The organism is Enhygromyxa salina, from assembly GCF_002994635.1.
Lineage (GTDB): Bacteria > Myxococcota_A > Polyangia > Nannocystales > Nannocystaceae > Plesiocystis > Plesiocystis salina_B.
On sequence record NZ_PVNL01000057.1, the window covers coordinates 36653 to 63327 of the forward strand.

The 26675-nt window shown below is 69.9% G+C and carries 17 protein-coding genes; 5 read left to right on the forward strand and 12 right to left on the reverse strand.

Translation table 11 applies throughout. The annotated features are described in order from the left end of the window. Nucleotides 1-35 precede the first annotated feature (35 nt). Nucleotides 36-656 (forward strand): hypothetical protein, encoded by a 621-nt coding sequence (locus ENSA7_RS14745; RefSeq protein ID WP_106089921.1) that lies wholly within the window; start codon nucleotides 36-38, stop codon nucleotides 654-656. An 83-nt stretch (nucleotides 657-739) separates the two neighbouring features. Here the strand turns inward: ENSA7_RS14745 and mqnC are convergent, their stop codons facing one another. Genes mqnC through ENSA7_RS14780 form a run of 7 tightly spaced genes read right to left on the reverse strand, consistent with a single transcriptional unit; the run spans nucleotide 740 to nucleotide 7793 of the window. Next, on the reverse strand, nucleotides 740-2746 hold the full coding sequence (mqnC, locus tag ENSA7_RS14750; protein WP_106089922.1) for a cyclic dehypoxanthinyl futalosine synthase: 2007 nt from the start codon (nucleotides 2744-2746) through the stop codon (nucleotides 740-742). Between the two features lie 16 nt (nucleotides 2747-2762). Then, nucleotides 2763-3944: an aminofutalosine synthase MqnE gene (gene mqnE, locus ENSA7_RS14755; protein WP_106089923.1), complete on the reverse strand. Its 1182-nt coding sequence runs from the start codon at nucleotides 3942-3944 to the stop codon at nucleotides 2763-2765. Then, the gene (locus tag ENSA7_RS14760; RefSeq protein WP_106089924.1) at nucleotides 3941-4705 is read right to left on the reverse strand and encodes a hypothetical protein; all 765 of its coding nucleotides are present in this window, start codon (nucleotides 4703-4705) and stop codon (nucleotides 3941-3943) included. The genes mqnE and ENSA7_RS14760 overlap by 4 nt, the downstream gene beginning before the upstream one ends. Continuing rightward, nucleotides 4702-5316: a UbiX family flavin prenyltransferase gene (locus tag ENSA7_RS14765; RefSeq protein ID WP_244923809.1), complete on the reverse strand. Its 615-nt coding sequence runs from the start codon at nucleotides 5314-5316 to the stop codon at nucleotides 4702-4704. Before ENSA7_RS14765 ends, ENSA7_RS14760 begins: the two co-directional genes overlap by 4 nt. Beyond that, nucleotides 5313-6077 (reverse strand): ubiquinone/menaquinone biosynthesis methyltransferase, encoded by a 765-nt coding sequence (locus ENSA7_RS14770; protein WP_106089925.1) that lies wholly within the window; start codon nucleotides 6075-6077, stop codon nucleotides 5313-5315. The genes ENSA7_RS14765 and ENSA7_RS14770 overlap by 4 nt, the downstream gene beginning before the upstream one ends. After that, nucleotides 6074-7135 carry a polyprenyl synthetase family protein gene (locus ENSA7_RS14775; protein WP_146157699.1) on the reverse strand — a complete coding sequence of 354 codons (1062 nt, stop codon included), beginning with the start codon at nucleotides 7133-7135 and terminating at the stop codon, nucleotides 6074-6076. Before ENSA7_RS14775 ends, ENSA7_RS14770 begins: the two co-directional genes overlap by 4 nt. Further along, complete coding sequence (locus ENSA7_RS14780) at nucleotides 7128-7793, reverse strand: GbsR/MarR family transcriptional regulator (protein WP_106089927.1); 666 nt, start codon at nucleotides 7791-7793, stop codon at nucleotides 7128-7130. Before ENSA7_RS14780 ends, ENSA7_RS14775 begins: the two co-directional genes overlap by 8 nt. A gap of 217 nt (nucleotides 7794-8010) precedes the next feature. On the opposite strand from ENSA7_RS14780, the gene ENSA7_RS14785 reads away from it, so the two are divergent. Then, entirely contained in the window at nucleotides 8011-9531 is a 1521-nt protein-coding gene (locus ENSA7_RS14785; RefSeq protein WP_106089928.1) for a S1C family serine protease, read from the forward strand. 374 nt (nucleotides 9532-9905) lie between these two features. On the opposite strand, the gene ENSA7_RS43655 is transcribed toward ENSA7_RS14785, so the two are convergent. Continuing rightward, entirely contained in the window at nucleotides 9906-10067 is a 162-nt protein-coding gene (locus tag ENSA7_RS43655; RefSeq protein WP_181233749.1) for a hypothetical protein, read from the reverse strand. A 187-nt stretch (nucleotides 10068-10254) separates the two neighbouring features. Here ENSA7_RS43655 and ENSA7_RS14790 point away from each other — a divergent pair, with 187 nt between their 5' ends. After that, nucleotides 10255-11979, forward strand: a complete 1725-nt coding sequence (locus ENSA7_RS14790; RefSeq protein ID WP_146157700.1) for a MutS-related protein — start codon at nucleotides 10255-10257, stop codon at nucleotides 11977-11979. Here the strand turns inward: ENSA7_RS14790 and ENSA7_RS43660 are convergent. The 4 genes from ENSA7_RS43660 to ENSA7_RS14810 form a co-directional block, all read right to left on the reverse strand. Beyond that, nucleotides 11963-12148, reverse strand: coding sequence for an SGNH/GDSL hydrolase family protein (locus tag ENSA7_RS43660; RefSeq protein WP_181233750.1), 186 nt, complete (start codon nucleotides 12146-12148; stop codon nucleotides 11963-11965). The genes ENSA7_RS14790 and ENSA7_RS43660 overlap by 17 nt on opposite strands. Nucleotides 12149-12608: 460 nt before the next feature. Beyond that, on the reverse strand, nucleotides 12609-13274 hold the full coding sequence (locus ENSA7_RS14800; RefSeq protein WP_106089931.1) for an ExeA family protein: 666 nt from the start codon (nucleotides 13272-13274) through the stop codon (nucleotides 12609-12611). Then, nucleotides 13271-13621: a hypothetical protein gene (locus tag ENSA7_RS14805; RefSeq protein ID WP_106089932.1), complete on the reverse strand. Its 351-nt coding sequence runs from the start codon at nucleotides 13619-13621 to the stop codon at nucleotides 13271-13273. The genes ENSA7_RS14800 and ENSA7_RS14805 overlap by 4 nt, the downstream gene beginning before the upstream one ends. 1316 nt (nucleotides 13622-14937) lie before the next feature. Beyond that, entirely contained in the window at nucleotides 14938-22704 is a 7767-nt protein-coding gene (locus ENSA7_RS14810; RefSeq protein WP_146157702.1) for a tetratricopeptide repeat protein, read from the reverse strand. A 233-nt stretch (nucleotides 22705-22937) separates the two neighbouring features. Here ENSA7_RS14810 and ENSA7_RS14815 point away from each other — a divergent pair, with 233 nt between their 5' ends. Both ENSA7_RS14815 and ENSA7_RS14820 read left to right on the forward strand, forming a co-directional pair. Next, entirely contained in the window at nucleotides 22938-23990 is a 1053-nt protein-coding gene (locus ENSA7_RS14815; RefSeq protein WP_146157703.1) for a hypothetical protein, read from the forward strand. A 27-nt stretch (nucleotides 23991-24017) separates the two neighbouring features. After that, nucleotides 24018-26630, forward strand: coding sequence for a [protein-PII] uridylyltransferase family protein (locus ENSA7_RS14820; RefSeq protein ID WP_106089935.1), 2613 nt, complete (start codon nucleotides 24018-24020; stop codon nucleotides 26628-26630). The last annotated feature ends 45 nt before the right edge of the window (nucleotides 26631-26675 follow it).

Consider the following 26675-nt stretch of genomic DNA (forward strand, 5'->3'; position numbering starts at 1 on the left):
CTGGCCCTCACACCTCCACGAGATACACTCAGCCAATGGCCAAGAAGATCGGCGTGGTCGCGCTCGTGCTCGTCGTCTTGCTCGCGGCTGGCCTCGGGTGGATGTGGCACCGGATCACCGCGCTGCCCGACTGGTACACGAGCGCCGACATGATCGCCGAAGACGGCAGCCCGCGCGTCGACGAGGACTGGGTCCAGATCCCGGCGGCCGAGCGCCCAGCCGACGCACCCGCCGGCGCCGAGGTCTACCAGCTGCGAAACCCTCACCTGCGCGCGGGTAAGAAGACCGCGCCGATCAAGCAGGCGATCAAGCAGTCCCGCGCGACCTACTCGGCTGGATCGCTCGACGCCGGGGCCGTCATCAACCTATCGAAGATGGATCTCGACTCGCTCAACGACACCGAGCGGGCCCGCTACGAAGACACGATCGAGGCGTTCCCGGCCCTGACCGGACGCGACGTCTACGTCGGCATCGAAGGTGGCGTGGCCGACCGCGAGGGCAAGCTCGCGCTCGGACCCCAGACCATGCTGCGCGTCGGCGACACCCGCTACTCCCTGAAGACCGTCGCCAAGCGGCTCGGGATCAGCGAGGCGGAGCTGCGCAGCACCATTCAGAAAGAGCTAGGCCGCATCAACGTCGAGCCCCCAAAGGGGTAGCCCGGGGTGTGGGCAAAGACCCCAAGCGACCAGACGCGCCAGCGGCTGCAGTCGGCGAAGTGCCACAGCGTATGTGGGGGTCCTCAAAGGATTCCGTATTCCATCGTGCGGCGGCGTGGCTCGAAGCCGGCCAGGCGGATGTGCTTCTCGATCTCCCGCGCCGTCATCATGAAGTGCGCACCCGCGGTCGAGACCACGTTCTCTTCGATCATGACCGAGCCAAAGTCGTTGGCGCCGAAGCGCAGGGCGATCTCACCGATCTCCGGCCCGAGCGTCGGCCACGAGACCTGAATGTTGTCGATGTTGTCGAGGTACAGCCGCGCGAGCGCCTGGACCCGCAGGTAGCGAAACGCCGAGGTGTCGTCGCGCAGCTTTAGGCGGGTGCCAGCGGCCTGAAACGGCCAGGCGATGAAGGCCGTGAACCCGCCGGTCTCGTCCTGCAGGCGGCGCAGGCGATCCATGTGCATGAGGATGTGCTCGGGGGTCTCTTGAAACCCGAACACCATCGTCGCGGAGCTGCGCATCCCGAGCGCATGGGCGGCGCGCATGACCTCGAGCCACTCGTCGGTCGAGTTCTTGAATGGGCTGATCCGGTTGCGAATCTCGTCGTCGAGGATCTCGGCGCCGCCGCCCGGCAGCGAGTCCATGCCGGCCGCCTGCAAGCGCCGCAGCACCTCGATGACCGGGAGCTCCTCGATCTGCGCGATGTGGATGATCTCGGTGGGCGAAAGCGCGTGGAGCTTGAGGCTGAAGTTGGCCTTGGTCCAGCGGAACAGATCCTCGTAGTAGTCGAGGCCAAGCTCGGGGTTGAGGCCGCCCTGCAGCAGGATCTGGATGCCGCCGAGCTGCTCGGTCTCGCTGAACTTCTGGGCCAGCTGCTCGCGGCTGAGCACGTAGCCGCGGCCGGTCTTGTCGGTCGGCGGCACGTAGAAATTGCAGAACTTGCAGCGGGTGACGCAGTAGTTGGTGTAGTTGACGTTGCGGTCGATGATGTAGGTGACGTTGCCGTCGCCGTGCAGGGCCTGGCGGCGCTGATCGGCGGCCTCACCCAGGCGCATCAGCGGCGCGTACTCGTAGAGGAACAGGCCCTCGGCCAGGTCGATGCGCTGGCCTGCGGCCGCGCGCTGAAGGATCGCGTCGACGTCGAGCGGCTCGGTCCGGCGGGCCCGTGCGGCGACGAGCTGCTCCGGCGCGCCCGCGCCGACGAAGCTGACGTGGACCTGGTCTTCGGGGTGGAGCCCGGGGATCTCGATCAGGCCGGCGAGCCGACAGCGCGACAGGTACTCGACCAGCCCTTCGCGCTGCTGGGTCTCGAGCCCGTAGCGGATCGTCTTGCGCAGGTAGTCGGCGTAGCGGGTCTCGGGCAGCACCGGCTCGGTGCTCTGCCCGTCGCGGCGGGCGAGCAGCTCGTCGCGGTACTGCTTGGCGATCGCCTCGGCGTACTTGCCCAGGCTTCGGTCGCGGGCGCGCTGCAGCGCCTCCACGTGCTCGGGCCCGAGCACGCCGGGACGCGCAGCCCAGAACGCGAACACCATCGGCAGCCCGGTGGTCTCGAACCATTTCGCGCCGAGATCCCAGGTGTGCTCGAAGCGATCGCGCAGACCAAACGCGGCGTCGCCGATGATCAGCGCGGCGGCGGTCCCGTTCGACGCGCGGACCAGCGCCTCACCGCGGCCATGCTCGACCCGCTCGAGCTGCGGCGACAGGCCGCGCTCGTGCAACAGCAGCCGCAGCAGCAGCGCCGAGCTGCGCGACGCGCCGTCGAGGTAGATGATCGTCGCGTCCTCGATCGGCCGCTCGGCGCACACGATCACGGTCTCGACCGCGCCGCGGCAGCCGATCCCGATGCCCGGAACCACCTCCCACTCGGGGTGATCGACGTAGCTCGCAACCGGCACCAGCGCGAGATCGCAGTCACCAGCGGTCAGCGCCGCGGCGCAGTCGGCCGGCAGCGCCTCGACGACCTCGAACATCGGGGTGCCGTCGGCGTGGCGCGGGGTGTGCTTGGGATCGATGAGGGTGTGGTACAGCGGTCGGCCGTTGAGAAACGACACCGCCTGGACCCGAATCGTCTGCTTGGTCGTGCTCATGCGCGCTCCCATCGGCCTAGACCACCGGAAGTGAGACCCGACCGGCCTCGCTGGAGTAGGGCAAGCTGGCGTCGACGCGGATGCCCTCGAGCGCCGCGCCGTCGTCGATCCAGCGCTCGTGGTAGAGGGTGTCGCGCTCGACGGCGACGCGCCCGGCCTCGCGGATCAACCGGACGAGATCACCGCGCGACAGCGCCTGCGGGGTCTCGGCCCCGGCCATGTGATAAATTTTCTCTTCCTGGACCGTGCCGTCGAGGTCGTCGACGCCGAAGCTCAGCGAGATCTGAGCGGTCTTGATGCCGATCATGATCCAGTAGGCCTTGATGTGCGCGATGTTGTGCAGCATCAGGCGCGCGACCGCGTAGGTGCGCAGGTTGTCGATCCCGGTCGGCGGCGGCAGCTTGGCGAGCGAGTTGTTGTCGGCGTGGAAGGCCAGCGGAATGAAGGTCTGAAACCCGCCGGTCTCGGCCTGCAGCTCGCGCAGCTGCAGCATGTGATCGACGCGCTCTTCGAGGGTCTCGACGGTCCCGTAGAGCATCGTGCAGTTGGTCCGGATCCCCAGCCGATGGGCGGCGCGGTGGACCTCCAGCCACTGCTCGGCGTCAGCCTTGCCGCGACACAGCTTGCGCCGGGCTCGGGGCGCGAAGATCTCGGCGCCGCCGCCCGGCATGCTGTCGAGCCCGGCGTCCCGGAGCTCGCGCAGGACCTGCTCGTAGCTCAGCCCATACTTCTCCGCGAAGTAGTGGATCTCCACGGCGGTGTAGGCCTTGATGTGGATGTCGGGCCGCAGGGCCTTGAGCGCGCGCAGGCAGTCTTTGTAGTAGTCGAACGGCAGGTTGTGGTGGAGGCCGTTGACGATGTGGACCTCCGTGACCGGCTGATCCAGGCGATCGACCAGCTTCTGGCGGACCTCGTCGACCGACATCGTGTAGGCGGCGGGCGCGTCGGGCTCGAGCCGCGCGAACGAGCAGAACTTGCAGTCCGCCACGCACACGTTGGTCGGGTTGATGTGAAAGTTGACGTTGAAGAAGGTCTTGTCGCCGTGCAGCGCTTCGCGGCGCTCGTTGGCGAGGCCGCCGAGCGCGAGCAGATCGGGGTAGCGGTACAAGAACACGCCATCGTCGAGGTCGAGGGGCTGACCCTCGCGGACCTTGGCGGCGATCTGGGCGAAGCGAGTGGTGTCTTTGGGGAGCTTCATTTCTTGGGATCCCTTGCGGGCAGATCGAGGCTCGACAGCTCGATGCGTACGGTCTGGCGCCCGGTCTCGAGCGCCCGCGAGGCGGTGTCTTCATGCAGCGCGCACTCGAGCCCGGCCTGCTCGATCAGGTTGCGCAGGCCGGTGATGCTGGTCTCGTCGGGGCGCGTGACCCCGGCGACCGGGAGGTGTCGATCGGCGCTGACGGGGCCCGCGAGCGTGTCGGCCCCGAACCCGAGCGCGACCTGGGCCAGGCGAATGCCGATGAGATCATGGCGGGCCTCGACGCGGATCGAGGCGGGCAGGGCCAAGCGGGCGGCCGAGATCGCCCACAGCCGATGGGTGCCCGCGGCGTCGCTCGAGAACGGCGCCACCGCGCAGGGCCCGAGGTGGGGGCTGGCGGCCGTCGGCGCGTTGGCTTCGCGCTCGGCGAGCGCCAGCAGCCACGCGACGTAGCGTCGGGCGCTGGCTTCGTCGGTGGACTCGACCGGGATCATCACGCGGTCTCCGGGCTGCCAGGCGTCGGGCTCGGGCCAGGCCTCGAGCGCCACGAACTCGTCACGGCGCAGCACCGCGGGCCCGGGCGGCCCCGCGAACACGGGCGTGGGTCGCAGCAAGGTCCGGGCGTCGAACATCTCGCCGCGGACCTCCATGGCCCACAGGCCCATGCGCGGTGGGTTGTGCCGCAGCGCCAGCAGCGTGGCTGCGTCGAAGCGCGCGGGCATCTCGTTGGGCAGCTCGTGGGTGTCGGGCATGTCGGTCACGGGGTGTGGCTGCAGGCTTGGCCCCAGCGCGGGAGCAGATCGAGGGGGACGCCCGCGCGGTCGAGCGCGCGGCCGACCACGGTGTCGACCGCCTGCTCGAGGGTCTGGATACCAGCATAGAAGCTGGGGACCGCCGGCAGCACGATCGCGCCGGCCTCGGTCGCGGCGACCATGTTGCGCAGGTGCACGAGGCTCAGCGGGGTCTCGCGCACGACCAGGATCAGGCGGCGTCGCTCCTTGAGCGCGACCTCGCAGGCGCGGGCGATTAGATCGTCGCCGCCGCCGTGGGCGACGCGGGCCAGCGTGGACATCGAGCAGGGCATCACGACGACGGCGTCGGGGGCGTTGGAGCCCGACGCAAACGGAGCGCGATAGTCGAGGCGATCGAACCGGCGCAGGTGCTCGATCTCGCCGGGCAGCGGCTCACCGAGCTCGGCCTCCCACACCTGCGGCGCGGTCGTGGAGGCGACCCACGCGACCTCGAGCGGGCGGCCGCGCGCGACCTCGGCGGCGAGCAGCGAGAGCGCGCGTCGGGCATAGATCGCACCGCTGGCGCCGGTGACCGCGAGCACCAGCTTGATCGGCTGCGTGGGCCCCACGGGCGCGGTCAATTCGAGCTCCCGCCGGGCTTGCGGGCCCGCACGATCGACGCCACGCCGAACGTGAGGGGCTCGACGCTGACCTGCTCGAAGCCGTGCTCCTGCAGCAGCGCGACGTAGTCGCTCGCGGTTCGCATCTGCGCCATGCTGCGCGGCAGGTACAGGTACGCGTCGAGGTTGCCCGTGCAGGCCCAGCCGACGACCGGCAGCACGGTGCGGTTGTAGACGGCATGAAACACGCGGGTGGTCCACGCGCTGGGCCGGAAGAATTCCAGGATCACCAGCTGGCCTCCGGGCCGAAGGCAGCGCAGCTGCTCGGCGCTGGCGAGCGGCAGATCCGACAGGTTGCGGACCCCGAACGCGCAGAAGATCGCGTCGACGCTGGCGTCGTCGAGCGGCAGCGCGTGGGCGTCCATGTGCTGGGGGGTGATCTGGGCGAGCGGGGCGGGGTCTTGCAGCGCGGCGATCCGGCGCATGCCCGCGTCGAGCATTCCAGCCGAGAAGTCGCCGCCGATCAGCTGCGCCTGCGGATAGCGGCGATGGATCTCGAGCGTGGAGTCGAGGGTCCCCGCGCACAGATCCAAGATCGTCGCGCCTGCGCCGTCGGGCTGGGGGTCGATGAGCAGCGAGGCCACGGCCTTGCGACGCCAGCGGACGTCGGTGCCCGCGCTCATGATCCGGTTGGCCCGATCGTAGCCGTGGGCGATGTCGCTGAACATCGCCTGGACCCGACGACCGTGCTCGTCGTGGGTCGGGATCTCGAGCTGGGTCACCCGGTCCTCCGCACGATGTAGCGGGCGAGCTGCTCGAGCGCCGCGCGGGCAGGGGAGGGCGGCAGCGCGCCGAGAGCCTCGACGGCCGCGTCGACGTGGGCGTCGGCTGCCCGGCGGGCGCCGTCGAGGCCGCCCGCCGCGATCACCCGCTCGACCAGCTCGGCGTGGTCGTCCTCGTCGACCGGCGGGCCGTCGCGCAGCAGCGACTCGAGCCGCCCCCGCAGGCTGGGCCGGTACTCACACGCGAGGATCAGTGGCAGCGTGGCCTTGCCCTCGCGCAGGTCCTGCCCGCGAGCCTTGCCCGACTCGTGCACGTCGAGGCTGTAGTCGATGATGTCGTCGGCGATCTGAAACGCGTAGCCGACCTCGCGCCCGTAGCGGGCCAGGGCCTCGGCGCGGGCCGGCTCGACCAGGTGCGCAACCGCCGAGCACCACGAGATCAGCGCCGCGGTCTTGCGGTCGATGACCATGTAGTAGCGGGCGGTGTCGAAGTCCCAGTCCCCGGCGACGTGCAGCTGCGCGACCTCGCCCTCGGCCATGCGCGTGACGGCGTCGGCCATGGTCTGGATCGCCCGCGACTCACCGAGGTAGGCGACCGCCTGCAGCGCGCGGGCGTAGCAGTAGTCGCCGGTCAGGACCGCGAGCCCGTTGCCGTAGCGAAGCCGGGCCGCGGGCCGCCCCCGCCGAAACTCGCCTTCATCGATGACGTCATCGTGGAGCAGCGTGGCGGTGTGCAGCAGCTCGGCCGCGGCGGCCACGGTGATCCGCTTGTCGGACGCGTAGCCGGCCGCCTTGGCCGCGAGCAGCGTGACCATGGGCCGAAACCGCTTGCCGCCCGCGAACGTCAGGTGCCCGCCGACTTGCGGAATGATCGCCACGGTCGACTGCAGCAGCTGCCCGAGCCGAGCTTCGACCTCGGCCAGCTCATCGGCGACCAGGGCCATCGCCGCGACGACCGGCGGCAGCTGGACGTCGGCGGGTTGGTCCCGCTTGTCGCGTTGATGGTCCGGGGTTCGCTCCGGGTCGAGCGTCAGCGTTTGCAGGGCCACGTCATGCATCGATTCGGTCATAGGTGTCCGGGACACAGGCGGCGTCGTGCTCGTCGTCCGCGTCGAGGTCGTGTGGGTCGGAAGCAGCAGTCAGGCGGCCCGGCAGCGGGGCCGGTCGGAGCCGCGAGGCGGTCCGGGCGAGGCCGTTGAGGATCGCGCGGATCGGGCTCCGCTCGACGAACGCCTCGAGGAACGAGCCGCCCATCTCGAAGAAGCCCAGCATGTGCTCGGCCCGCTGCAGCGCGAAGCGGACCCGCTCGTCATCCTGGTCCGCGGCGCGGAGCTGGGCGACCACCTGCTGGGCGGCGCCGATGCCCTGCTGAACCCGCGCGGCCTCGCGCTGGCGCAGCACCGCCGTGATCAGCTTGAAAAAGTTGGTCTCGGCCACGTACAGCCGGCCCTCGCGGTGCAGCACGCCCCACTCGAGCAGCGCGGTCATGGTCGTGCTGGCCGAGCCGGCGCTGATCGACAGCCGGGTGCGCACCGTGCTCTGATCCAGCGGCTCGGGCGACATGTACAGCAACCCGAAGATCCGCCCCATGGTCCGGGTGAAGCCCCAGAACTCCGCGATGTCGCCCATCACGTCGGAGACCTGGCCCTGCGAGCGGGCCACGACGTCGTCGGGATCATCCGCAGGGGCAGCTGGGCGCTCGTCGTTAGTGGACATCGGAGGGGAAAATTGTAGGATCTACGGCAGATCGGCGATCTGCGGCGCCTCTGGCTGAACGTGTTTCATTTCAGAATGAAATGAACTTAGGTCCAGGAGGCGATTTACATCGCGTTGTGAACCAAGTCAATCGGCATTTTTTGCGTAACCGCCCGCCGCCGCGCTTCACGGGACGGGCCTGAGGCCAGCGCTGGGGTTAAGCTCCGAGCCAGCGAGCATGGGCGGCAGCGAGGGAGACAGGCACCCGTTTTGGGTCGCGATGGGGGCGGCCTTCGTCGGCACGCTGCTGGGCGGCGGCGCTGTCTGGCTCGGGCTTCAGGGCCGGCTCGACGCGGTCGAGGCCGAGGTCGCCCGGGTGCGCTCGGTGCCAACCCCGGCCGCGGTGACCCCCGCACCCGAGCCCGCGCTGCCGGTCGCGTCGGTCGAGCCCCCGGCGGACACCGCCGAGCCTGATCCCGGTGACAGCAGCCTGGTCCGCGCGGTCGAGCGCACCCGCGACAGCGTCGTGACGATCGAGCTGGCCGGAGAGCCCAGCGGCTCGGGGGTCGTCTACGACACCAACGGCATGCTGCTGACCAACTACCACGTGATCGAGCCGGTGCTGGGTGGTCGCGGTGGGCTGCTGGTGCTGGGTGATGCGGCGGCTGCCAAGGCGATCTCGGTTCGGTTCGGCGACGGTCGGGTCCGCTCGGCGACGGTGTTGGCCGCTGACCCCGATGAAGACGTGGCGATCCTCAGCTTGCTGCGCGAGCGCGACGAAGAGCACTTCCACGCGGCGCCGCTGGGCTACTCCGCCTCGCTGCGGCTGGGCGAGCAGGTGTTTGCAATCGGCTCGCCGGTCGGCTTCGAGGGCACGATCGCCACGGGCATCATCTCGGCGGTCGAGCGCACGGGCGTGCTGGGCAACCGCAAGCTCCCGGTCCTGCAGCTCGACGCCGCGATCAACTTTGGCAACTCGGGCGGCCCGCTGTTCAACCTCGCGGGTGAGATCGTGGGGATCACCACCGCTCGCTCGAGCCGCGGCGAGGGGATTGGGTTTGCGATCCCGATCGATCACGTCCGGTTGTTCCTGCGCGCGCTCGAGCGGGGCATGCGGGGGCGCTCGGGGGTGATCGGGGTGGTGCTCGATCATCGGCGCGCGATCGCCAAGCAGATCGAGCCGCTCGGCTATCACAGCGGCGTGGCGATCGCCGAGGTCGATCCTGGCCGGGCCGCGGCGCTCGGGGGCATGAAGGCCGACGATGTGATCGTCACGATCCGCGGCCGTCGCCACGATGAGATCGACGCCTCGGAGGCGGGGCGGGCCGCGTTCACGCAGCTGGTGGGGGACACGATCCGGGCGCTGCTTCCGGGCGAGACGCTGACCGTCGGGGTCGTGCGCGACGGCGAGCTGGTCGAGCTCGAGATCGTCGTCGAGGCCGCCAGCGTCGAGCGGCAGGCCCGGATCGACGCTGAGCTGCTGTTGGGGTTGTACCTCGCGCCCGAGGGCGACGAGGCGACGATCGTGGAGCCTGTGCGGGGGTCTCCGATCGCGCACGTGCCGGGGGCTCAGGTGTTGGCTGGGGCGCGGATCGTCAGCTTGTTTGGGTACCCGGTCGGCAACGTTCAGCAGCTGGGGGAGCGGCTGAGCTTGCTGCGAACGTGGGCGGCCGTTGGGCGGCGACGGAGTATTGCGATTGGGTTTGAGACCGCGGATGGGCGCAGCTTGATCGCTAACAATTACCCGCTGGCGAAGTAGGAGCTGGTCGCATGGGTTGCTGGCTCTTGCGACCACCAACTGCAACACCGCGACATGGCTGCGGATCTTCGTTGGGCACACGAAAACGGGGGTTCTGAGGCGAGGGCGGGGTCCGGTTGGGTCCGCGGGGTTCCGCGCTGTTCTTGGAGATATGCTGTAGACTACCGGCCGCGTCCGCTTGGGTGTGTGAATGGCCTCGCTCGTGTGACAGCCCGAAGCGACCCGCCGGCTGTGACGCTGCTGAGCACGCACCGCTCGGTGTGCGCTCGCGGTGACTCGGCGAGGTGGCCCAGATGCCGGACACTTCGCTGGCTCACGCATGAGTTCTGCAAAGCGAGACCACGACGGCCGAGTAGCTGGTCGTGGCTGCTCCCTCACGTAGGGCCGGTCGCCGTCGACGTGGTCCGGTCGCCACGCCGGTCCGCGCGGTCGAGCGGGTTGAGCACGCGGCCGCCGTTGTGATCGCAGGCGCTGCCGAGCAGCGAGAGGGCCGATAGCAGCAGGAGGATGCGAGGGGAGCGATTAAGGCGTTGCATGGCTTGCGAGGGGCGACAACGCGAGGTTTTTCAGGGCTCGCACACAATCGCGGGAATAGACCGAACCGCCCGCATCGGCCGCGGCAGCCGCATCGGGCTCGGGTCGCCGCGCCGGGGTCGGTTCGAGTGGTGACGGCGACGGGGTTTGTCCTGGAAGTTCGCCGATCCTGGCCGGTACGCTCCCCCCGTGCACCTCGACTATTTCCCCGGTGGCAAGCTCGGATGGCTCGCGCTGCTCGCCCTCATGTTCGTAGTGGCCGGGATACAGCGGTTCCTCGCTCGTCGGGCCGCCCGCGCGCGGATCGGCCGCGATTGGGATAGCGACACTCATGTCGATCGGGTCGGCCGGCCCTACGCGGGCCGCGAACGCCGGGATCCCGCCGACCCCGAGCAGGATCAAAGCTACCGCGTCGACGACCAGACCTGGTTCGACCTCGATCTCGACGCGGTCGTCGCCCGGCTCGACTACACACAAACCGGGATCGGTGCCCAGACGCTGTACCGAGCGTTGCGTCGACCCGCGCTAACCCCCGAGCTCGGTCGCCGACGCGTTGCGCTGGCCGACGCCATCTCGGCCGATCCACGCGGTCGGGCCGATTGCCAACGCGTGCTGGCAGAGTTTCGCAATCGCGGTTGGGTGCTGCCTTGGATCTTGTGGGGGCCACGGCTGCTGCCCCCGATCCCGGTGTGGGCGATGCGGGTGCTCGGCGTCACGCCGCTGCTGCTCGGGCCGGCCGCCTACTTCAACGAGAGCATGGCGCTGGTCGTGTTGACGATCGTCAACCTTGCCGCCAACGTCGGACTGCACGCGCTGACCAGTCACCGCCATAGGACCGAGATGAGCGCCGCTGCCGAGCTTGGCGAGATGCTCTCGCTGGCCACGGACCTGCGCGCGCAGACCTTAGTCCGCCCCGCGTTCAAGCAGCACGAACGCGGCCTCTCACGGATCCAGCGGGTGTTCGGTCGGCGCGGTCGGGGGCTGAACGCGAGGCTGCTCGCTGCCAGGGCATCGCTCGTTGACCTGACCGACTACCCGAGCGCGTTTTTCATGATCAAGGTCACCGCCTTGTACGCCGGGCTGGGTCGGATCGAGCGGACCCGGCCGCAGCTGTGCGAGCTGTTCGACACGATCGGCGAGATCGATCTCTGCATCGGGTTGGCCAAGCTTCGTCACCTTCGCGGGTTGACACCCGCGCAACTGGGCGAGCGCGACGACGTGGCGCTGCGTGGCGCAACCCACCCGCTGATCGACGAGTGTGTGCCGAACGATCTGGACTTGTCGGCGCACGGCCTGGTGCTGACCGGCTCGAACATGGCGGGCAAGAGCACTTTCTTGCGGACCCTGGGACTCAACGCGATCTTGGCCCAGTCGCTCGGCGTGGGGTACTTCGACAGCTACGAGGCCCCGATTCTGAGAGTGTACTCGTCGATGAGTATCATCGACGATCTGCTGGCCGGCCGCAGCCGCTACCGGGCCGAGGCCGAACGGATCTTGGCGCTCACTCGCGCCGGCACCGGGGGCGCGTGCTTGTTCTTGATCGACGAGATGTTCGCGGGCACCAACCCGATCGAGCGCACCGCGGCCGCACACGCCGTCGCGCGCTATCTGAGCGAGACGCACATCGTGCTGCTCGCAACCCACGATCTCGATCTCGTCGGTTCACTGATCGCCGATGGGTTCGCCGCCGCCTACTTTAGCGAGACTGCGTACGGCGACGACTTGCGTTTTGACTACCAGCTCCGTATCGGCCGCGCTGGGCGTCCAAACGCGATTTCGATCCTGCGCACGCTCGAGTTCCCCGAGGCCATCTCGGCCGACGCCGAGCGCTTCGCCGGGGTGATGAGTCGTGCCGCGCCCGAACCCGATCCCGATCCCACCACGAACAGCGCGCGGCTCACTCGAGGTGGGTGACTGCCGCGATCGCGGCCCCAGCCCGCGCCGCTCCGGTGTCGCTGAAGTGCCACTGATCGTAGAAGCAATCCGCGCAGCCCTCGAGCGCAACCGCCAGATCCACGAGCTCGAGCCCATGCTCGCGCGCAAACCCGCGCGTCTGCGCATTGAAAACCTCAACCAACTGCACGGTTAGCTCCGGGGAAGGCAAGAAACCCTCCCCCTGTCCCGCATAGATGAACGGCGCCCAGTCCCGACCCGCGGCCGGCTCCGCCCACGGTGCGAGCGATAGGTCTGGACCCGACCGTCGACGCCCAAGGGTGAGGTGGGATCCAGCCACACATGCCAGGCTGCGCCCGGTGCCGAGCTGACCCAGGGCGCGTGATTGACCGCCCAGCGGAACGTAGAGGTAGTCGCGCAGCCAGGTCGACAAGCTGATGTACCAGCGCGCCAAAAATCGCGGGGCCCGCGGGTGTTACCAAGCACGTCCGGTGAGGGCGGTCCGATCACGCTCATTGCTGGCGACCCCGAGACAAAGCAAAGCGCCGGTGACCACAGCGATCACCGGCGCACCACCCTCATCGAGATGTCCCGTCAGAAGAGGATCTCGTCGTCGACCACGACCCGCAGCTCCCCGCGCCAGTACTCACTCAGTGAGTCCTGCAGATCCCGCACCTGAGCGACGAGCACGCCAATGACGTCACCCTCGTGGGTCTCACCGATCGTGAGCAGTTGATCCGTGACCACAGCGACCGATTCTTACGAAGCGACAGCTGGCCCCATAGCTCGGGCAAGCCCACGAGCACCATCGACATCAGCGGCTTTTGATCCCACTGATAGTTGGCGAGCACGTGCAAATGTTCGAGCACTTGCTGTTGCAGTAGGTGGGCCTCGTCGAGCAGGAAGACCGGGTGCACGCGCTGGCGGCCGAGCTCCTCGACGTGGCTGCTGACCGAGTGAAACACCGCGGCCGCGGTCGCCCGCGGCGACAGACCCAGCGCCATGCACAGCTGCCGATAGAAATCGCGGCGCCCGAGCGTCGCGTTGTGGCAGTAGGTCAGGCGATACTCCGTCTCGGATAGGCGCGGACGCAGAGCCCGGAGCGTGCAGGTCTTGCCGACGCCCGGCTCGCCGACGAGCAGTACGTGTCCGCGTGACTCGAGCGCCTCCACGAGTTCGTCGACGAGCACCAGCTTCGAGCTCGGCAGCCACAGCTGGTCGTCGGCCACGTCCTTCGAAAACGGCGCACAGTCGAGGTTGAAATGGGTCTGCCACAGCGGCTGCCGACTCGCACGCGCTGGCTTGGCGCCGCTCATCGCCCACCTCCGCTCGGTCGACGTCCGAGCATGCCGTCGACCCGCACGCGGTTGGGATCAAAGTCGACAGCGTCGATCCCTTTGCGCGTTCGCTTGCTCGGCTTGCGCTTCCGAGTCGAGTTGGCGACCGGATCCACCAGTCGCAGCGGGAGCTGCTTGTCCTCGTGCTCGACCCACGGCGGCCGCTGCAAGTCCACGAAGCTGCGCGCGACGGTCAGCTTGGTGCCAGCGAGCCAGCCGTCGGTGAGCTCCCAGTCCTGACCGCCGACCGACAGCGTGCCGTCGGCTCGGATCTTTCGCTCCGTCCGCACCGTCAGCGCGCGCTCGAGTTCGTCTTCGCTGAGCACCTCGCGCTGGCGCTGCGCCCAAACCTTCGCAGCTGTTGGCTCGCACCGCGGCGTCGCTGTGGTGGCGGACAGCCCACAGCCACAGCGCCAGGGCGATCGCCATTGCGGTGTAGTGCCGGCCACGAAGCAGACCGCGCGGGCCGACGACGATGATCGCCTTGCAGCACTGGCATGCGTAGCGGCGCAGCAGTAGCTCGATCTGCTCGACGTTGCCGCCGACGTCGACGGGGATCCCGACTCGGCGCTCCCGTCGACCGTGGCCATGAAGCACACGCGGTCGCCGTCGAGACCTGGCGCGTCGCAGACTGGACACCTCGCGGGGCGGGCCGTGGCCACATCGGGCGGCTGTTTGGCCCAAAACTTGACGTCGACGTTGAAGTAGACAAAACGGGAGGTGCTCTCGGTTGGCGCTTCGCACATCGTGCTCGCCGAGGCTCGACGGGGTTGGTGCTCGTAACACCTCCCCGTCATCTTTTTGGTTGGTCCTCGGTCCTGAGCCCGCTCTACGATGGTGGGCACGGAACGCCAAAGAACTCGCTCGATGAGGGTGGTGGGCCGCTCGGGGCTGGCAGCGCCGTCATCTGGCGTAGTCGAAACCGTCGCCAACGCCGGCCTCTGACGCGCTTGTCAACACCCTGATCGGTGTCCGGCATCCCATGACAACGCGCTCGTCGGTGCCCAGATGCCCTCACCCGGACGGACACTGACGACTTGACTACCGCGCAGATTTACGAAGCAACACCGCCGCCCTCAGATTTTCGAAGTGGTCAAACCTGGTTTGAGTGCGGCACGAGTGGGCTTCGATTGCTACTGCAGACACGATGGGCGGGCCGTCCACGTACGTACTACGTGGGTGAGTGGCACTACCACACGGCCAACGCCCCGTGGCCTTCCAGTCAAGACGTCGACCAAATGCGCGTCGTGGCCGCTAAACCGGCGTATCGCTGCGACATCCGGTTGCTAGCGATCGTGTGCCCCGTCAAGCTCACGTTCAGCATCAAGCTGTTCGCGTTTCCCGGCCGAGATCCCCCGGTCGAACTTGTGCTTCAAACCTGACGTTGCGGACGAACAATTATAGTTCGTGTTCCTCGATGGCGGCAGAGTCGTGCACGCGGCCAACTGTGTTGGGCGTCGAACACCTAGCCGTTGCATGCCCGATCTCTGTGCCGCAGGTGTGCTGTGACTCTGCTGCAGCAGCCTCCCCGCGCCGGAACCCACCGGAACCAGACGGCACGAAAAACCCAAGCAATCACGGCGGGATGCGGGCCAAGGCCGCGCCATCGTTGCGGAAATCCGCATCCCACCGTACGGGCTGCCTACCCCTGAACCTCGGCGAGCAGCTCGTTGGCCGCCTCGAGCTCGGGGTCTTCCTTATGGGCCCGACGCGCCCAGAACACCGCGCGCTTCGTATCCCCGAGGATCAGCGAGATCCGCCCCTGCCGCACGAACGACATCGCCCGCGTAATCGGGCACTCACCCTCCATCAGCGCAATCTGACGCAGCACCTTGGTCGCCAGATCCCACTGCTCAGACTCTTCGGCAAGATCCGCCAGCGCGGCCGCGATGTAGCCGTTTTGCTTGTCGTTGGCGAACGCGTTTTGCAGCATCAACAGCTGAGTCTCGGTGTCGCCACGGGCCTCGGCGAGCCGAGCCTTGCGCAGCTGCAACGTCGCGAGCTCCGGTGAGCGACCGGCCGGCGCCGCTTCAATCGCAGCGTCGATGATCGCCTCGGCCTCGGCATACTGCCCGCTCTGGGTGTAGGCGTCAGCGAGCAGCCCGACGGTCGCGGCGTCGGTCGGATCGACCTCCAGGATCGCCTGCAGCGGGATCGCGGCCGAGGCTGGATCCTCGAGATCGAGGTACAGCGAGGCCGCACCGCGGAGCAGCTCGAGCCGCGCGGCGACGTCGGTGGCGGCGTCGGACTCCTCGATCAACAGATCGGCGAGCTCACGCCGGGCACCGAGCTCGGCGTAGATGACCTGCAGCTCGGCGCGCAAGCTAGCGACCTCGGGCTGCTTGCGACGGGCAAACTCGAGCCCGGTCCGGGCTTCACCCGGCTGCTCGAGGGTGCGGCAGGCCTGCGAGAGCAGCAGGGCGGCCTGGACCTGGGCCTCGCCGCTCTCGAGCGCGACGAGCCGGCCGCAGACCTTGGTCAGCCCCTCCCAGTTCTCGCCAGCGAGCTCGATCTCCCGCAGCTTGTGCAGGGCCTCGAGGTCCTTGCGGGCCCGGTCAACCCAGCCAACCAGCAGCTCGCGGGCCTCGTCGTTGGCGCTTCGTGCCTCGCGGAGCGCGACGAGACGCATGGTCGGCCCGCGCTCGGCGTCGAGGTCGTTGTCGGCGGCGGCGCCCATCCGCAGGGCCTCGAGCGCGTCCTCGAGCAGCTCGAGCACGGCCTCGGCGTCGAGCACGTAGGCCTGCTCGAGATCGTCGATGGCCTCGCTGAGCTCGTCGATGCTGCGCCGGACCTTGGACCGCGCCGTCAGCAGCTGCAGGCGCAGCGCCTCATCCTCGGTCGACTCGAGCGTCTGGCTCAGGGTCGTGATCGCGTCCTGGGCGTGACCGCTGACGCCGAGCGCGGCGGCCAGATCGATCCGCAGTCGGACATCGTCGGGGTTGACCACGCTGGCCTCGCGCAGCAGCGCGATCGCGGCCTCGGGGTCGCCGAGCTGGTCGTGTTGCACCGTGGCGGCCTCGCGCAGCAGCTGGACCCGACGGTCGACGTCTTGGGTCTGCTCGGCCACGGTCATGAGCATCTTGACCAGGCCGGCCCAGTCGTTGCTGGACCGGAGCGCGCGCTCGAGCCGTTGGCGGACGGCGTCGTCGGTGGGCACGCGCGCGTAGGCTTCTTCGAGCGCCCGCAGCTCGCCCTCGGGCTCGTCCATGGCCGCGCGCAGGTTGGCGAGCTCGATCGCCATGGCCCCGACTTGCGCGTCGCTGGCCCCGGCCAAGCGCCGCTCCATCAACATCGCGCGCTCGTCTTCGTCGAGCTCGTCCTCACCCCACTCGAGCAGGGTGCTGATCAGCTCGGGGTCGTTGGGCTGGCTGTCCAGCGCCTGGCGCACGACCATCAGCGCCTCGGTCAGATCGTCGGCCCGCAGCCGCTGGGCGAGGTTCAGGCTCAGCGCCCGGATCGCTTCGGTGTCGCTGCGGCCCTGCGCGGCCATCAGCTGGTTGCGCAGCAGCGAGAGCAGCTCCTCGACGTTGCCGGACCGCTCGAGGTGCTCGGCGAGCAGCAGGTTGGCCTCGGTCTGCTCGGGATCCTCGAGCAGCGCGTCGTTGAGGATCGTCACCGCGTCGTCGGCCCGGCTGTCGCTGCGCAGGAACGCCCGCGCGAGCTGCAGGCGCAGCACGTTGCGGTCCTTGGCGTCCTGAATGCCGTCGAGCGTCTCTTCGACCAGCCGCTCGAGTCGGTCGACCTCACCGAGCTGACCGTAGAGGCGGGCGAGCGGCTCCCAGGCCGCGCGGATCGTGGGATCGCGCTCGACCAGGCTCTCGTACAGCTTGACGGCCAGGGTCAGATCACCCTCGGGATCACCAGCGACCTCGGCCAGCTTCTCCGCTGCAGGCAGGACCTTGGCCAGATCGGCGATCTCGGCGGCCTCGGTCAGCCACTTGACGGCGCCCGCGATGTCGCCGGCTTCACGGCGGCGCTCGGCCAACCCGAGCAGCGCCCAGTCGACCTGGGCGAGGCCGTCGATCAAGCTCTCGGACAGCTCGACGGCCCGGAGCATGAGCTCTTCGGACCGGTCCCAGTCCTCGAGACCCAGGGCCAGCTCGACGGCCTCCTTGGCGAGGTCGAGGCCGACCTCGGGCTGGCGCAGCCGGTTCTCGAGGCAGTGGAGCAGGACCTTGGGATCGTCGGAGCGGCGGGCGACCTTCTCGTAGAGCTCGAGCAGCGCCTCGTTGGCGCTGTGCTGCTCACACGCGCGCGAGAGGATCATCGCGGCCCGACCCCAGCGGGCGTCGTCCTCGAGCGCGGCGTTGAGCGCCTCGATCCCCTCGTCGACCGACTCTTCGTCGGACAAATGAACCTCGGCCATGCGGAACCGCGCGTCGGCGCGGGTCTCGGCTTGATCGGCGCCGAGGTTGGCCAGTCGCTGCAGCAGCTCGACCTGGCGCTCGCTGTCGCCGGTCGAGCCGGCCACGCGGGCCTGCGCGCGCCAGACGTCGACCTGGCGCACGCCCGTGGCCTCGGCGTCGGTGTAGAGCTCGGCCGCGCGGGCGAAGCTCTCGCGGCTCTCCATCACCTCGCCCAGGCGCAGCAGCAGCTCACAGCGGATCAGCGCCTCGTCGCCGCGACGCATCGACGCGAGCCGATCCTCGAGCAGCTTGGCGTAGCGCTCGGTCCGGCCCAGACGGATCGCCAGATCCTTGACCGCGTCGTGCAGCAGCGGCGAGCTGGGATCGGTCTCCACGGCCTCCAGCCGGGCCTCGAGCGCGGCGTCGACGTCCTGCAGGTCGTGCTCGTGCACGTCGCCGAGCGCACCGAGGATCTTGGCGCGTCGGCGCGGGGCCTTGACGTTGGCGAGCCGGGTGTCGAGCACCCGCCGCAGCAGCGTGAAGTCGCCGTGCTTGCGCAGCAATTTCTGGAGCTTGGGCGCCTGGCTGTCGTCCTCGGCGACGGCCTCGAGCACCGACTCGTTGAGCTCTTCGACGCGATCGGGCTCCTGCTTGTCGGCGGCGATCAACGCGAGCGCGAGGTAGACCTCGGCGGCGTTGACCGGGGCATCCTCGCCGCCGCGGCGCAGGCTCAGCAGCAAGGTCCGGTAGGCACGCTCGGCGCGATCGAGCTGTCCGGCGCTGTGGGCCGTCTCGGCCAGGGCCCGCAGGATCGTGACGTTCCCGGCGGCCATCTTGGACGCTTGCTCGAGCTGATCGATCGCCTCTTCGACCTTCTCCTGGGCGAGGGCGACCCGGGCGAGCCGAACGTGGACCTCGGCGCGCTGGGCCGAGCGGCGCCGACCGAATCCCTCGATCAGATCCTCGAGCAGCGTGCGGGCCTCGTCGAGCCGACCGGCGCCGCGCAGGCCGTCGGCGAGCATGACCTTGAGCCGGCGATCATCCGAGGCGAACTCGTGGGCGCGCTCGAGCACTGGGACCGAGAGCTCCGGGGTTCCGAGCTCCTCGTAGAGCTCGGCGGCCTCGCGGGCGTAGGCGACCACGGTGTTGGGATCGCCGACCGCGGTCGCGGCGGCAGCGAGGGTGCGGGCGAGCGCTTCTTTGTCGTCGCGCTCGCGGTGCAGACGGATCAACAGCTTGCGAACCTCGCCGTTGCGGGGCGCCTCGGTGAACGCGGTCTCGAGCACCTGGACGGCCTTCTCACGCTGCTCGGCGGCGATCCGGGCGCGGGCGAGCTTGAGCAAGATCGCGACGCGCTCGCTCTCGGGGGTCGCCTCGAGCCGTCGCTCGAGCTGCTTGGCGGCGGCGTCGGGCCGATCTTGCTGGGTGTAGAGCCGGGCGAGGGCGTCGAGGGCCTGGTTGCTGGGCTCGATCTCGACGGCCTTGCGGTAGTTGGCGATCGCCTGCTCGGGATCGCCGAGCCGCTGCTCCGAGAGCATCGCGGCGCGCAGGAACAGCGCCCCCGCGCTGCCCGTGTCGCCGGCCTCGGACACCTTCGCGGCCTGCGAGGCGAGGACCTCGGCGAGCTCGTCGTAGCGCCCGCGCTGATCGAGCAGCTCCGACAGCGCGGCGACCGACTCGGGGTGGCCGGGCGCCTCTTCGAGGTTCTCGCGCAGGGTCTCGACCCGGCCGCCGCGCGCCTCGAGCACGCCGGTCAGGCGCGAGAGCTCGAGCCGCAGCTCGAGCCTCCGGGCGATGTCCTCGGTCATCTCGAGCTCGCGCAGTCGCAGGCCGATCAGCTCCGATACCCGATCCTCGTCTTCACACAGGCTCGCAACCCGAGCGATGTCTTCGATCAGCGGCTCGTCCTCGGCCAGCACCCCTGTATAGAGATCGATCGCGCGGCCAGACTCACCGCTCTGGGCCAGGATCTCGGCGGCGCGGCGCCGCAGATCGCGAGAGGTCTCGGCGTCGACGGGCAAGGTCGCGCCGTCGAGCAGCAGGCGCACGGCCTGGTCGGGCTCGTCGCTGGCGAGCTCCACGAGTCGCTCGAGCGACCACTGGGCGGCCTCCTCGGGGCTCATCGCGCCCGAGGCTTCGTCACCGCGCGACCACATGCGCGCGGCCTTGCGGTACAGGCGAACCAGGGTCTGACGGGCCAGCTCGGTGTGCTCGTCGCCAGCCTCGATGCCGATCTGTCCGGCCTCGTGGAGCTGATCCAGATCGTGCTCGGCGATCGCGTCGAGCCGCAGCAGGGTCTCGATCAGATCGGGCCCCGGATCCTTGCGCTGCAGCCCGGCGAGGAGCGCGAGTGACTCGGGGTGCGAGGGCTCATGGTTGACGCCCCGGCGGGCGGCGGCGGTGGCCTTGGCCATGTCGCCGGTCTTCTCCCACCAACCGGCGACCAACAGCTCGAGGTTGCGCTGCAGGGTCTGGCGCAGATCCTGACCGTGCTCGGCGATCGCGGCCTCGAACGCGCCAGCGAGGGCGGCGAACGAGTCGGTCGCGCTCGCGGCGTTCTCGAGGTCGCTGATCAGCGTGCCGTCGGGGCGCTCGCGGGCGACGATCACCAGCAACGCCGCGCTCGCGGCCTCGGGGTAGCGCCCGGCCTGGGCGGCGCAGCGCGACACGGCCTCGTGGGCGTCGACGCGGCGCGGGTCGGCCTTGGCGGCGCCACCGTAGGCGTCGGTCGCCGCTTCGGGGTTGCCGAGCTGGGTCTCGTGGATCCGGCCCGACTCGAACAGCAGCTGAGCGGAGCGGCGCTCCGACAGACACGCCTGCGCGGCCAGCTCGAACGCGGTCGCGGTCGCGTCCCAGCTCCCGGTTTCTTCGGCGAGCCGCAGCAGATCGTGCTCGAGGGCCAGGTCTTCGGGGGCGAAGGGCAGGGCGCTGCTCAGGATCTCGTGGGCTTTGGCTGGGTCCCCGGCGCGGGTCTCGTAGAGGTTGGCGGACTCGCGCAGGAGCCGGGACTTGTCCTCGGGGGTGGCGGCGGCGGCCAGGCGCTCGTCCAGGATCTCGAGCCCGGCTTCCCAGTCGCCGGTCGCCCGAAACGCGCGCGCCAGGGCCTCGCCGGCCTGGGGCCCGCACGAGTCGAGGGACAACAGCGCCTGCAGGCCGGCCCGGGCTGGACCGTCGCCAGGCTCGACGCCGAGCGCGAGCGCGTAGGAGTTGGCGGCGGCGTCGGGGTCAGCGAGGTGCTCGCGCTGGATGTCGCCGATCCGCACGTAGGTCCGCGCGGCCCGGGCCCGACCCTGGCCGGCCGAGCTGCCGAGCAGCGTCGCGAGCTCGGCCCAGCGCCCGGTCTTGGCCATCAGGCCGTCGAGCGCGTCGAGGGTCTCGGGCTCGTCGCCAAAGCTCTCGCGGACGGCCAGCCAGGTGTTGGTGGCGTCGGCGTCACGGGCGAGCCGATCCTCGAGGATCCGCGCGGCCCGGATCAGATCGGCGCGGCGCTGCTGGTCGAGCACGGGCGCGGCGGCCCGCTTCTCGAGCGCCTCGACCAGCTGCTCCCACCGCTCGTTGGTCTCGAGCAGCTCGACGAGCGCGTCGCGGGCCTCGAGATCATCGGGGTCGACCTCGAGCCGACGGTTCCAGTTGGCGAGGGCCCGATCAGCCTGATCGAGTCGCTCGGCCAGACGCGCGGCCTCACCCAAGATGGTCTTGCGCACGGCCGAGACCCGCTCGAGCCGGGCGAGGGTCTCGAGCACGTCGAGCCGACGGATGTCCTCACCAGAGCCGGCGAGCAGCTCCGCCAACCCGTGGGCAGCGGCCAGCGCCGCGCCCTGCTCGGGCTCTTCGGACTCGAGCACGCGCGAGTACAGGTCCGCCGCGGTGTCCTTGTCGTCGAGCAGATCGCGGTAGGCGTGGGCGGCCTCGATCAGCAGCGTGGTTCGCTGGCTGCCCTCGCTGGCCTCGGCGGCGGCGACGAGCGAGGCCGCGTGGAGATCGTGCTGACCCGAGCGCTCGGCCAGCTGGCGCAGCTGCTTGCGGGCGTCGGCGTCACCGGGATCGATCGTGAGCAGCGCGCCGTAGTGCTGCATCGCGCGGGCGTCGTCACCCGCGATGCCCAGGCGGCTGCCGAGCTCGCGGTACAGCGCCGCTCGCTCCTCGTCATTGACGAAGTTGAGCGCCCGCTCGAGCACCCGGATCACGTCCTCGGGCCGCTCGGCGGCGTCGTAGTTCTTGCGCAGCAGCGACAGCGCCCGGCGGCGCAGCGGCAGCCCGGCGCTGGCGTGCTCGAGCAGGCGCTCGAGCTGCGAGCAGGCCTCCGTGTGGCCGGCGCTCTCCTCGAGCAGGGCCTCGAGCTCGTCGAGGGCCTGCTGCGGATCGTTGAGCTTGTCGAGATAGCAGGCGGCGATCTCGACCCGCAGCTCCCGGGCCTCGAGCGACGACAGCTGCGGCAGCCGCCCACGCCACAGCTCGATCAGATCACTCCATCGCTCTTGCCGCTCGAGCAGGCGGGCCAGCGAGGCCTCGAGCTTGGTGTTGCCGCGGTCGAGCTCGAGCTGCTTGACCATGTAGTCGGCCGCCCGCTCTTGTTGATCCGCGAAGTCCTTGGCGACGTGGGCCGCGTCGTCGAGCAGCCGCTTGCGCGTGGCCTTGTCGGTGGTGACCCCGAGCGTGCGGTCGTAGACGCTCAACAATTGATCCCACTGCTCGGCCGCCGTCAGCGTGACCGTGAGCCGGTCGAACGCCCAGGTCGCCTCGGGGTCACGCGTGATGATGCTGGTCAGCAGCTCGGTGATGACCTCGGGCTCCTCGCCAAACCACTCTTCGTGGAAGTTGACGGCTCGCTCGGCGAGCGGACCCGTGATGTCGCGGTCGAGCCCACGGCCGAGCAGATCTCGGTACAAGCTGGCGACGTCTTCGGGTCGCTGCAGGCTCTCGGCTAGCTCTTCGAGGTGGTCCCACGCATCGTCGCTGTCGGGGGCGTTTTCAGCGGCGCGCATTGCTGCTGCAAAGGACTGCTCGGTCTTCGACGTCATGCTGGCAAACTCCGTTCCACCCGGCCCGGCAGGGGCCGTCATGGAGCGAAAGTGTATCAGGGGCGGGCTCGGCACCGATCGTGAATTCGCGGTGAAACTCCGCTTGGCTGCGGTTTTCCCACTGCTAGCGCGGGCAGGTAGTCATGAGTCCCACATCTGCGAGGTGATCCAATGGACGGTGTGTCGCCGATCGCGGCTGGGTCGCATCCGGCCGGACGAGGTGGTCGGGTCGCTCGCGATTTAGGCCGTCGCCCTCGGCTGGTACTCTACGCCCGGTGCGAACGCCCGGACTCTCGGCCCTGCTGGGGTGTGCCCTCGCGTGCTCAGGGCCCCCCAGCGCCCGCGAGCCCGAGCCCGAGCCTACCCAGCGAGTGGTGGACCCGGCAAAGGTCGTGCCCAGCCCCGCGCCCGAGCCGGCGACGGCTGGCGACCAGGCCGTGGACCCGCTCCTGGCCCTTGCGCGCGGCCAGATCCGTGGCGGGCGGGCGCCTGCGGAGCTTCGCCGCGAGCTGCTCGAGTCTGGCGATCCCGATCACCGTCACGCCGGTCGGCTGCTGCAGGCGATCGCCGACGAGAAGCCCGAACCGGTGCTGACGCGTGCGCGCGGACTCGCCCAGGTCGAGCTGGCCGAGCCGATCGAGCCGGGCGAGCCGATTGAGCGACCCGCAACGGTCGAGCCCCCGATCGAGCCGACTCCGGCGAGCCCACCCGCTCGTGAACCCACGGCCGTGGCGGAGCCACCCAGCCCGGCCCCCAGCGAGATCACCGCCGCGCCCGGGCCCGACGACGAGTCTTGGGATCCCCCGCCCAAGCTGTCGAGCCTGCCCGCCGACGGGCCCGTCCGGGCGTGGTTCGACGCGGGCGTGACCGAGCTCGAGCCCGAGCCGGCCGCGGTGATCGGCGAGCCCGAGCTCTCGCAGGCCCGGCTGTTCGGTCCCGAGCTGTTGCTGCTGCGCGAGCGCCCGCCCGTGGTCGCAGCCCCGATGACCGACGCCGACGAAGGCCCGCGCCTGGTGATCCTCACCAGCATGGCGATCCGGGTCGACCCGTCCGGCGACGCGATCACGCTCGAGCTGAGCGGCGCCGGGCCGGCCGCGCTGGCGTTCACGCCCTGCAGCTCGACGCACGTACGCGTGAGGATCTTGAACGCTGGCGCCGTGCCCGGGTTCCTCGCGGCTCGCCCGACGCGGCCCGAGCTCGAGGTCGTGGAGGTCGCCCGGCGCGACACGATCATCGAGGTGGAGATCGAGTTTGCGCGCGGCTGGACCTTGATCGGCGCCGCGCGCCTGGCCAACGGCGCGAGCGTCCGGTTCGAGCGTGAGCGCTGATCCGAATGTCGCTATAGACTCCGGGCGATGAGCGTCGCCAGTGAGCATGAGCCCGTCGCGCCGTTGCGCGAGGCGTTGGCCTCGGCCCGCCAGTCGCTGCGCGTCGCGGTCACCGACGGCGAGCCGGGTGGGGCGCTGCTGCATCGCTACAGCGAGCGGATGCTCGAGCTGCTCACGCCCGGGGCCGCGCAGGCGGTCGGGCGGGCCGGCACGGAGTTCGGCAAGCTGGCGATCGTCGTGATTGGTGGGCTCGCCCGCGGCGAGCACTGCCCCCACAGCGACCTCGATCTCACGGTGGTGTGCACCGAGCCTGGTCACGAGGGCGATGAGGCGTTCGGCGGGTGGATCCGCGATCTCACCCATCCGCTGTGGGACGCGGGCCTGCGGCCATGTATGACCGTGCAGAGCCCCGACGCCTGGCTGGCCGCCGCCGCCGAGGATCTGAGCTTGTGCACGGCGCTGCTCGACATGCGCTTCGTCGCCGGCGATCGCGAGCTGGTCGACGAGCTGGCCAGCGAGGCCCACCGTCGGTTCTTTGGGGCCCAGCGCGCGGCGTTCTTGCAGCGCTTGCTCGACGAGATGGAGGTCCGCAAGCGTCGCTACGGCGCGACCGTCTACCAGGTCGAGCCGGACCTCAAGTTTGGTCCCGGCGGCACCCGTGACCTCTCGATCTTCGAGTGGGCGCTTATGGCTCGGCGCAACCACCCCGAGCCTTGGGACCCGACCACGGTCATCAAGGCGATCCGGGCGAGCGGGGTCCCGCGGCGGGTCGCGCGGCTGCTCGGGGAGGCCCGCGACACCATGCTGCGGCTGCGCGCGGCCCTGCACCTGGTCGCGGGGCGGACCCAGGATCGCCTGAACTTCCAGTACCAGGAGGGGATCCCAGCCATGCTGGGCTTTCCCGACCTCGCCGAGCGCCCGGCCGACGCCGAGCTGGTCGCCGCGATCGAGACCTGCATGCAGGACTACTACCGCAGCGCCCGCGACGTGCTGCGCTACGGCAGTCGGGTGTTCTCTCGCTGTCAGCCCCCGCGCGCCGTCGCCCAGCTCGACGCGCGGATCGACGAGCGCTTCCACATCGTCGATCGCCGGTTGCTGCACTACGGCAAGGACCCGTTCGCCGACACACCCGTGCTCGGGCTCGAGGCCCTCGCGATCGCCCGTGATCACAACATTGGCCTGTCTGGACCCACGCTCGACGCGATCGTCGAGGCCGCGATCGCGATCTCCGAGGGCGACACCCGCCTGGCCGACGATCCCGAGGCCCAGCAGCGGTTCTTGGATCTGCTCGTCGATCCCAGCGATGTCGGCAGCCCGACGCCGGTCGAGCTGTGTCACGAGGTCGGCCTGCTCGAGCGCGTGATCCCAGAGTTCGCGCCCTCGCGCGGGCGGATGCAGCACGAGGGCTTCCACGTCTACACGGTCGATCAGCACAGCATCTACGCCGTCGAATTCCTCAAGGCGATCGCCCGCGGCGATCACCGCAAGGACTTCACGATGGCGACGGCCGTGCACCTCGGGATCACCGATCCGCGTCCGCTGTATCTGTCGACCTTGCTGCACGACGTCGGCAAGGCGCTCGGCGATCAGTTCGGGGAGGGCGCCCGGATCGCCGGGCTCGCGGCGGTTCGGGCCGGGCTCGGGCCCGAGGTCGCGGGCCGCTGCGAATTCCTGGTCGCCGAGCACCAGACCATGCCGATGCTCAGCCAAAAGCGCGACCTGACCGACGAGCTGCTGGTCCGCGACTTCGCCGAGACCGTCGGTGATCGCCGGACCCTCGACGAGCTATACCTGGTCAGCCTGGCCGACATGGCCAACGTCTCGCCCGAGTACCTGACCAGCTGGAAGCTGACCCTGCTCGACGAGCTGTACCTGCGCACCGCGGCCGAGTTCGCCAAGCAGGGCCGGCGCGAGACCTCGGCCCGGCGGCCGCGACCGGATGAGCCCGAGGGCCTGCCGCCGCGCTACTACAGCCTGTTCGATCAGCACCTGCGTCGCCACCATCGGCGCCTGCTCGACGAGCTGCGCAGCAGCGACCTGACCACGCTGGTCGACGTCGCCGAGGGCTCGGGGGCGATGCGCGTGACGGTGGTGACCCACGATCACCGCGGCCTGCTCGCGACCTTGACGGCTGGGTTCGCGGATCTCGGGCTCGAGGTCGTGGCCGCCGACGTGTTCTCGGTCCCGTTCGAGCCCCGGATCGCGCTCGACGTGTTTCGCGTGGTCTCGCGGGATCCCGGCCACCAGCGCCCGCTCGAGGCCGAGCTGGCGGCGACGATCCAGACCCACCTGAGCGAGCGGCTGGCCCGAGCGCCGACCGGCGACTCGCTGCGCGAGGCCCTGCCGCCGCTGCCCAACCGGGCCCGCGGTCGCCAGCGCGGCGCCTCGACCAAGGTTCGGTTCTCCGAAGACCCGGCCGCCACGCGGACGATCGTCGACGTCGAGACGATCGAGAACCCAGGCGTCGCCGCTCGCATCTCTCGGGCCTTCGCGGCGCTCGGGCTCGACATCGAGATCGCCCGGATCAACACGGAGATGCGCCGGGTCGACGCCGTGTTCTACGTCAGCAAGCTCGACGAGCAGCAGCGCACCGAGCTGGCCAAGGCGATCCGGGCCAACTTACGCACGCGTCGGCGCTGACGGCCAACCCCCAGCGGCGTCGAGGGTCCGCGACGGGCGCGGGGG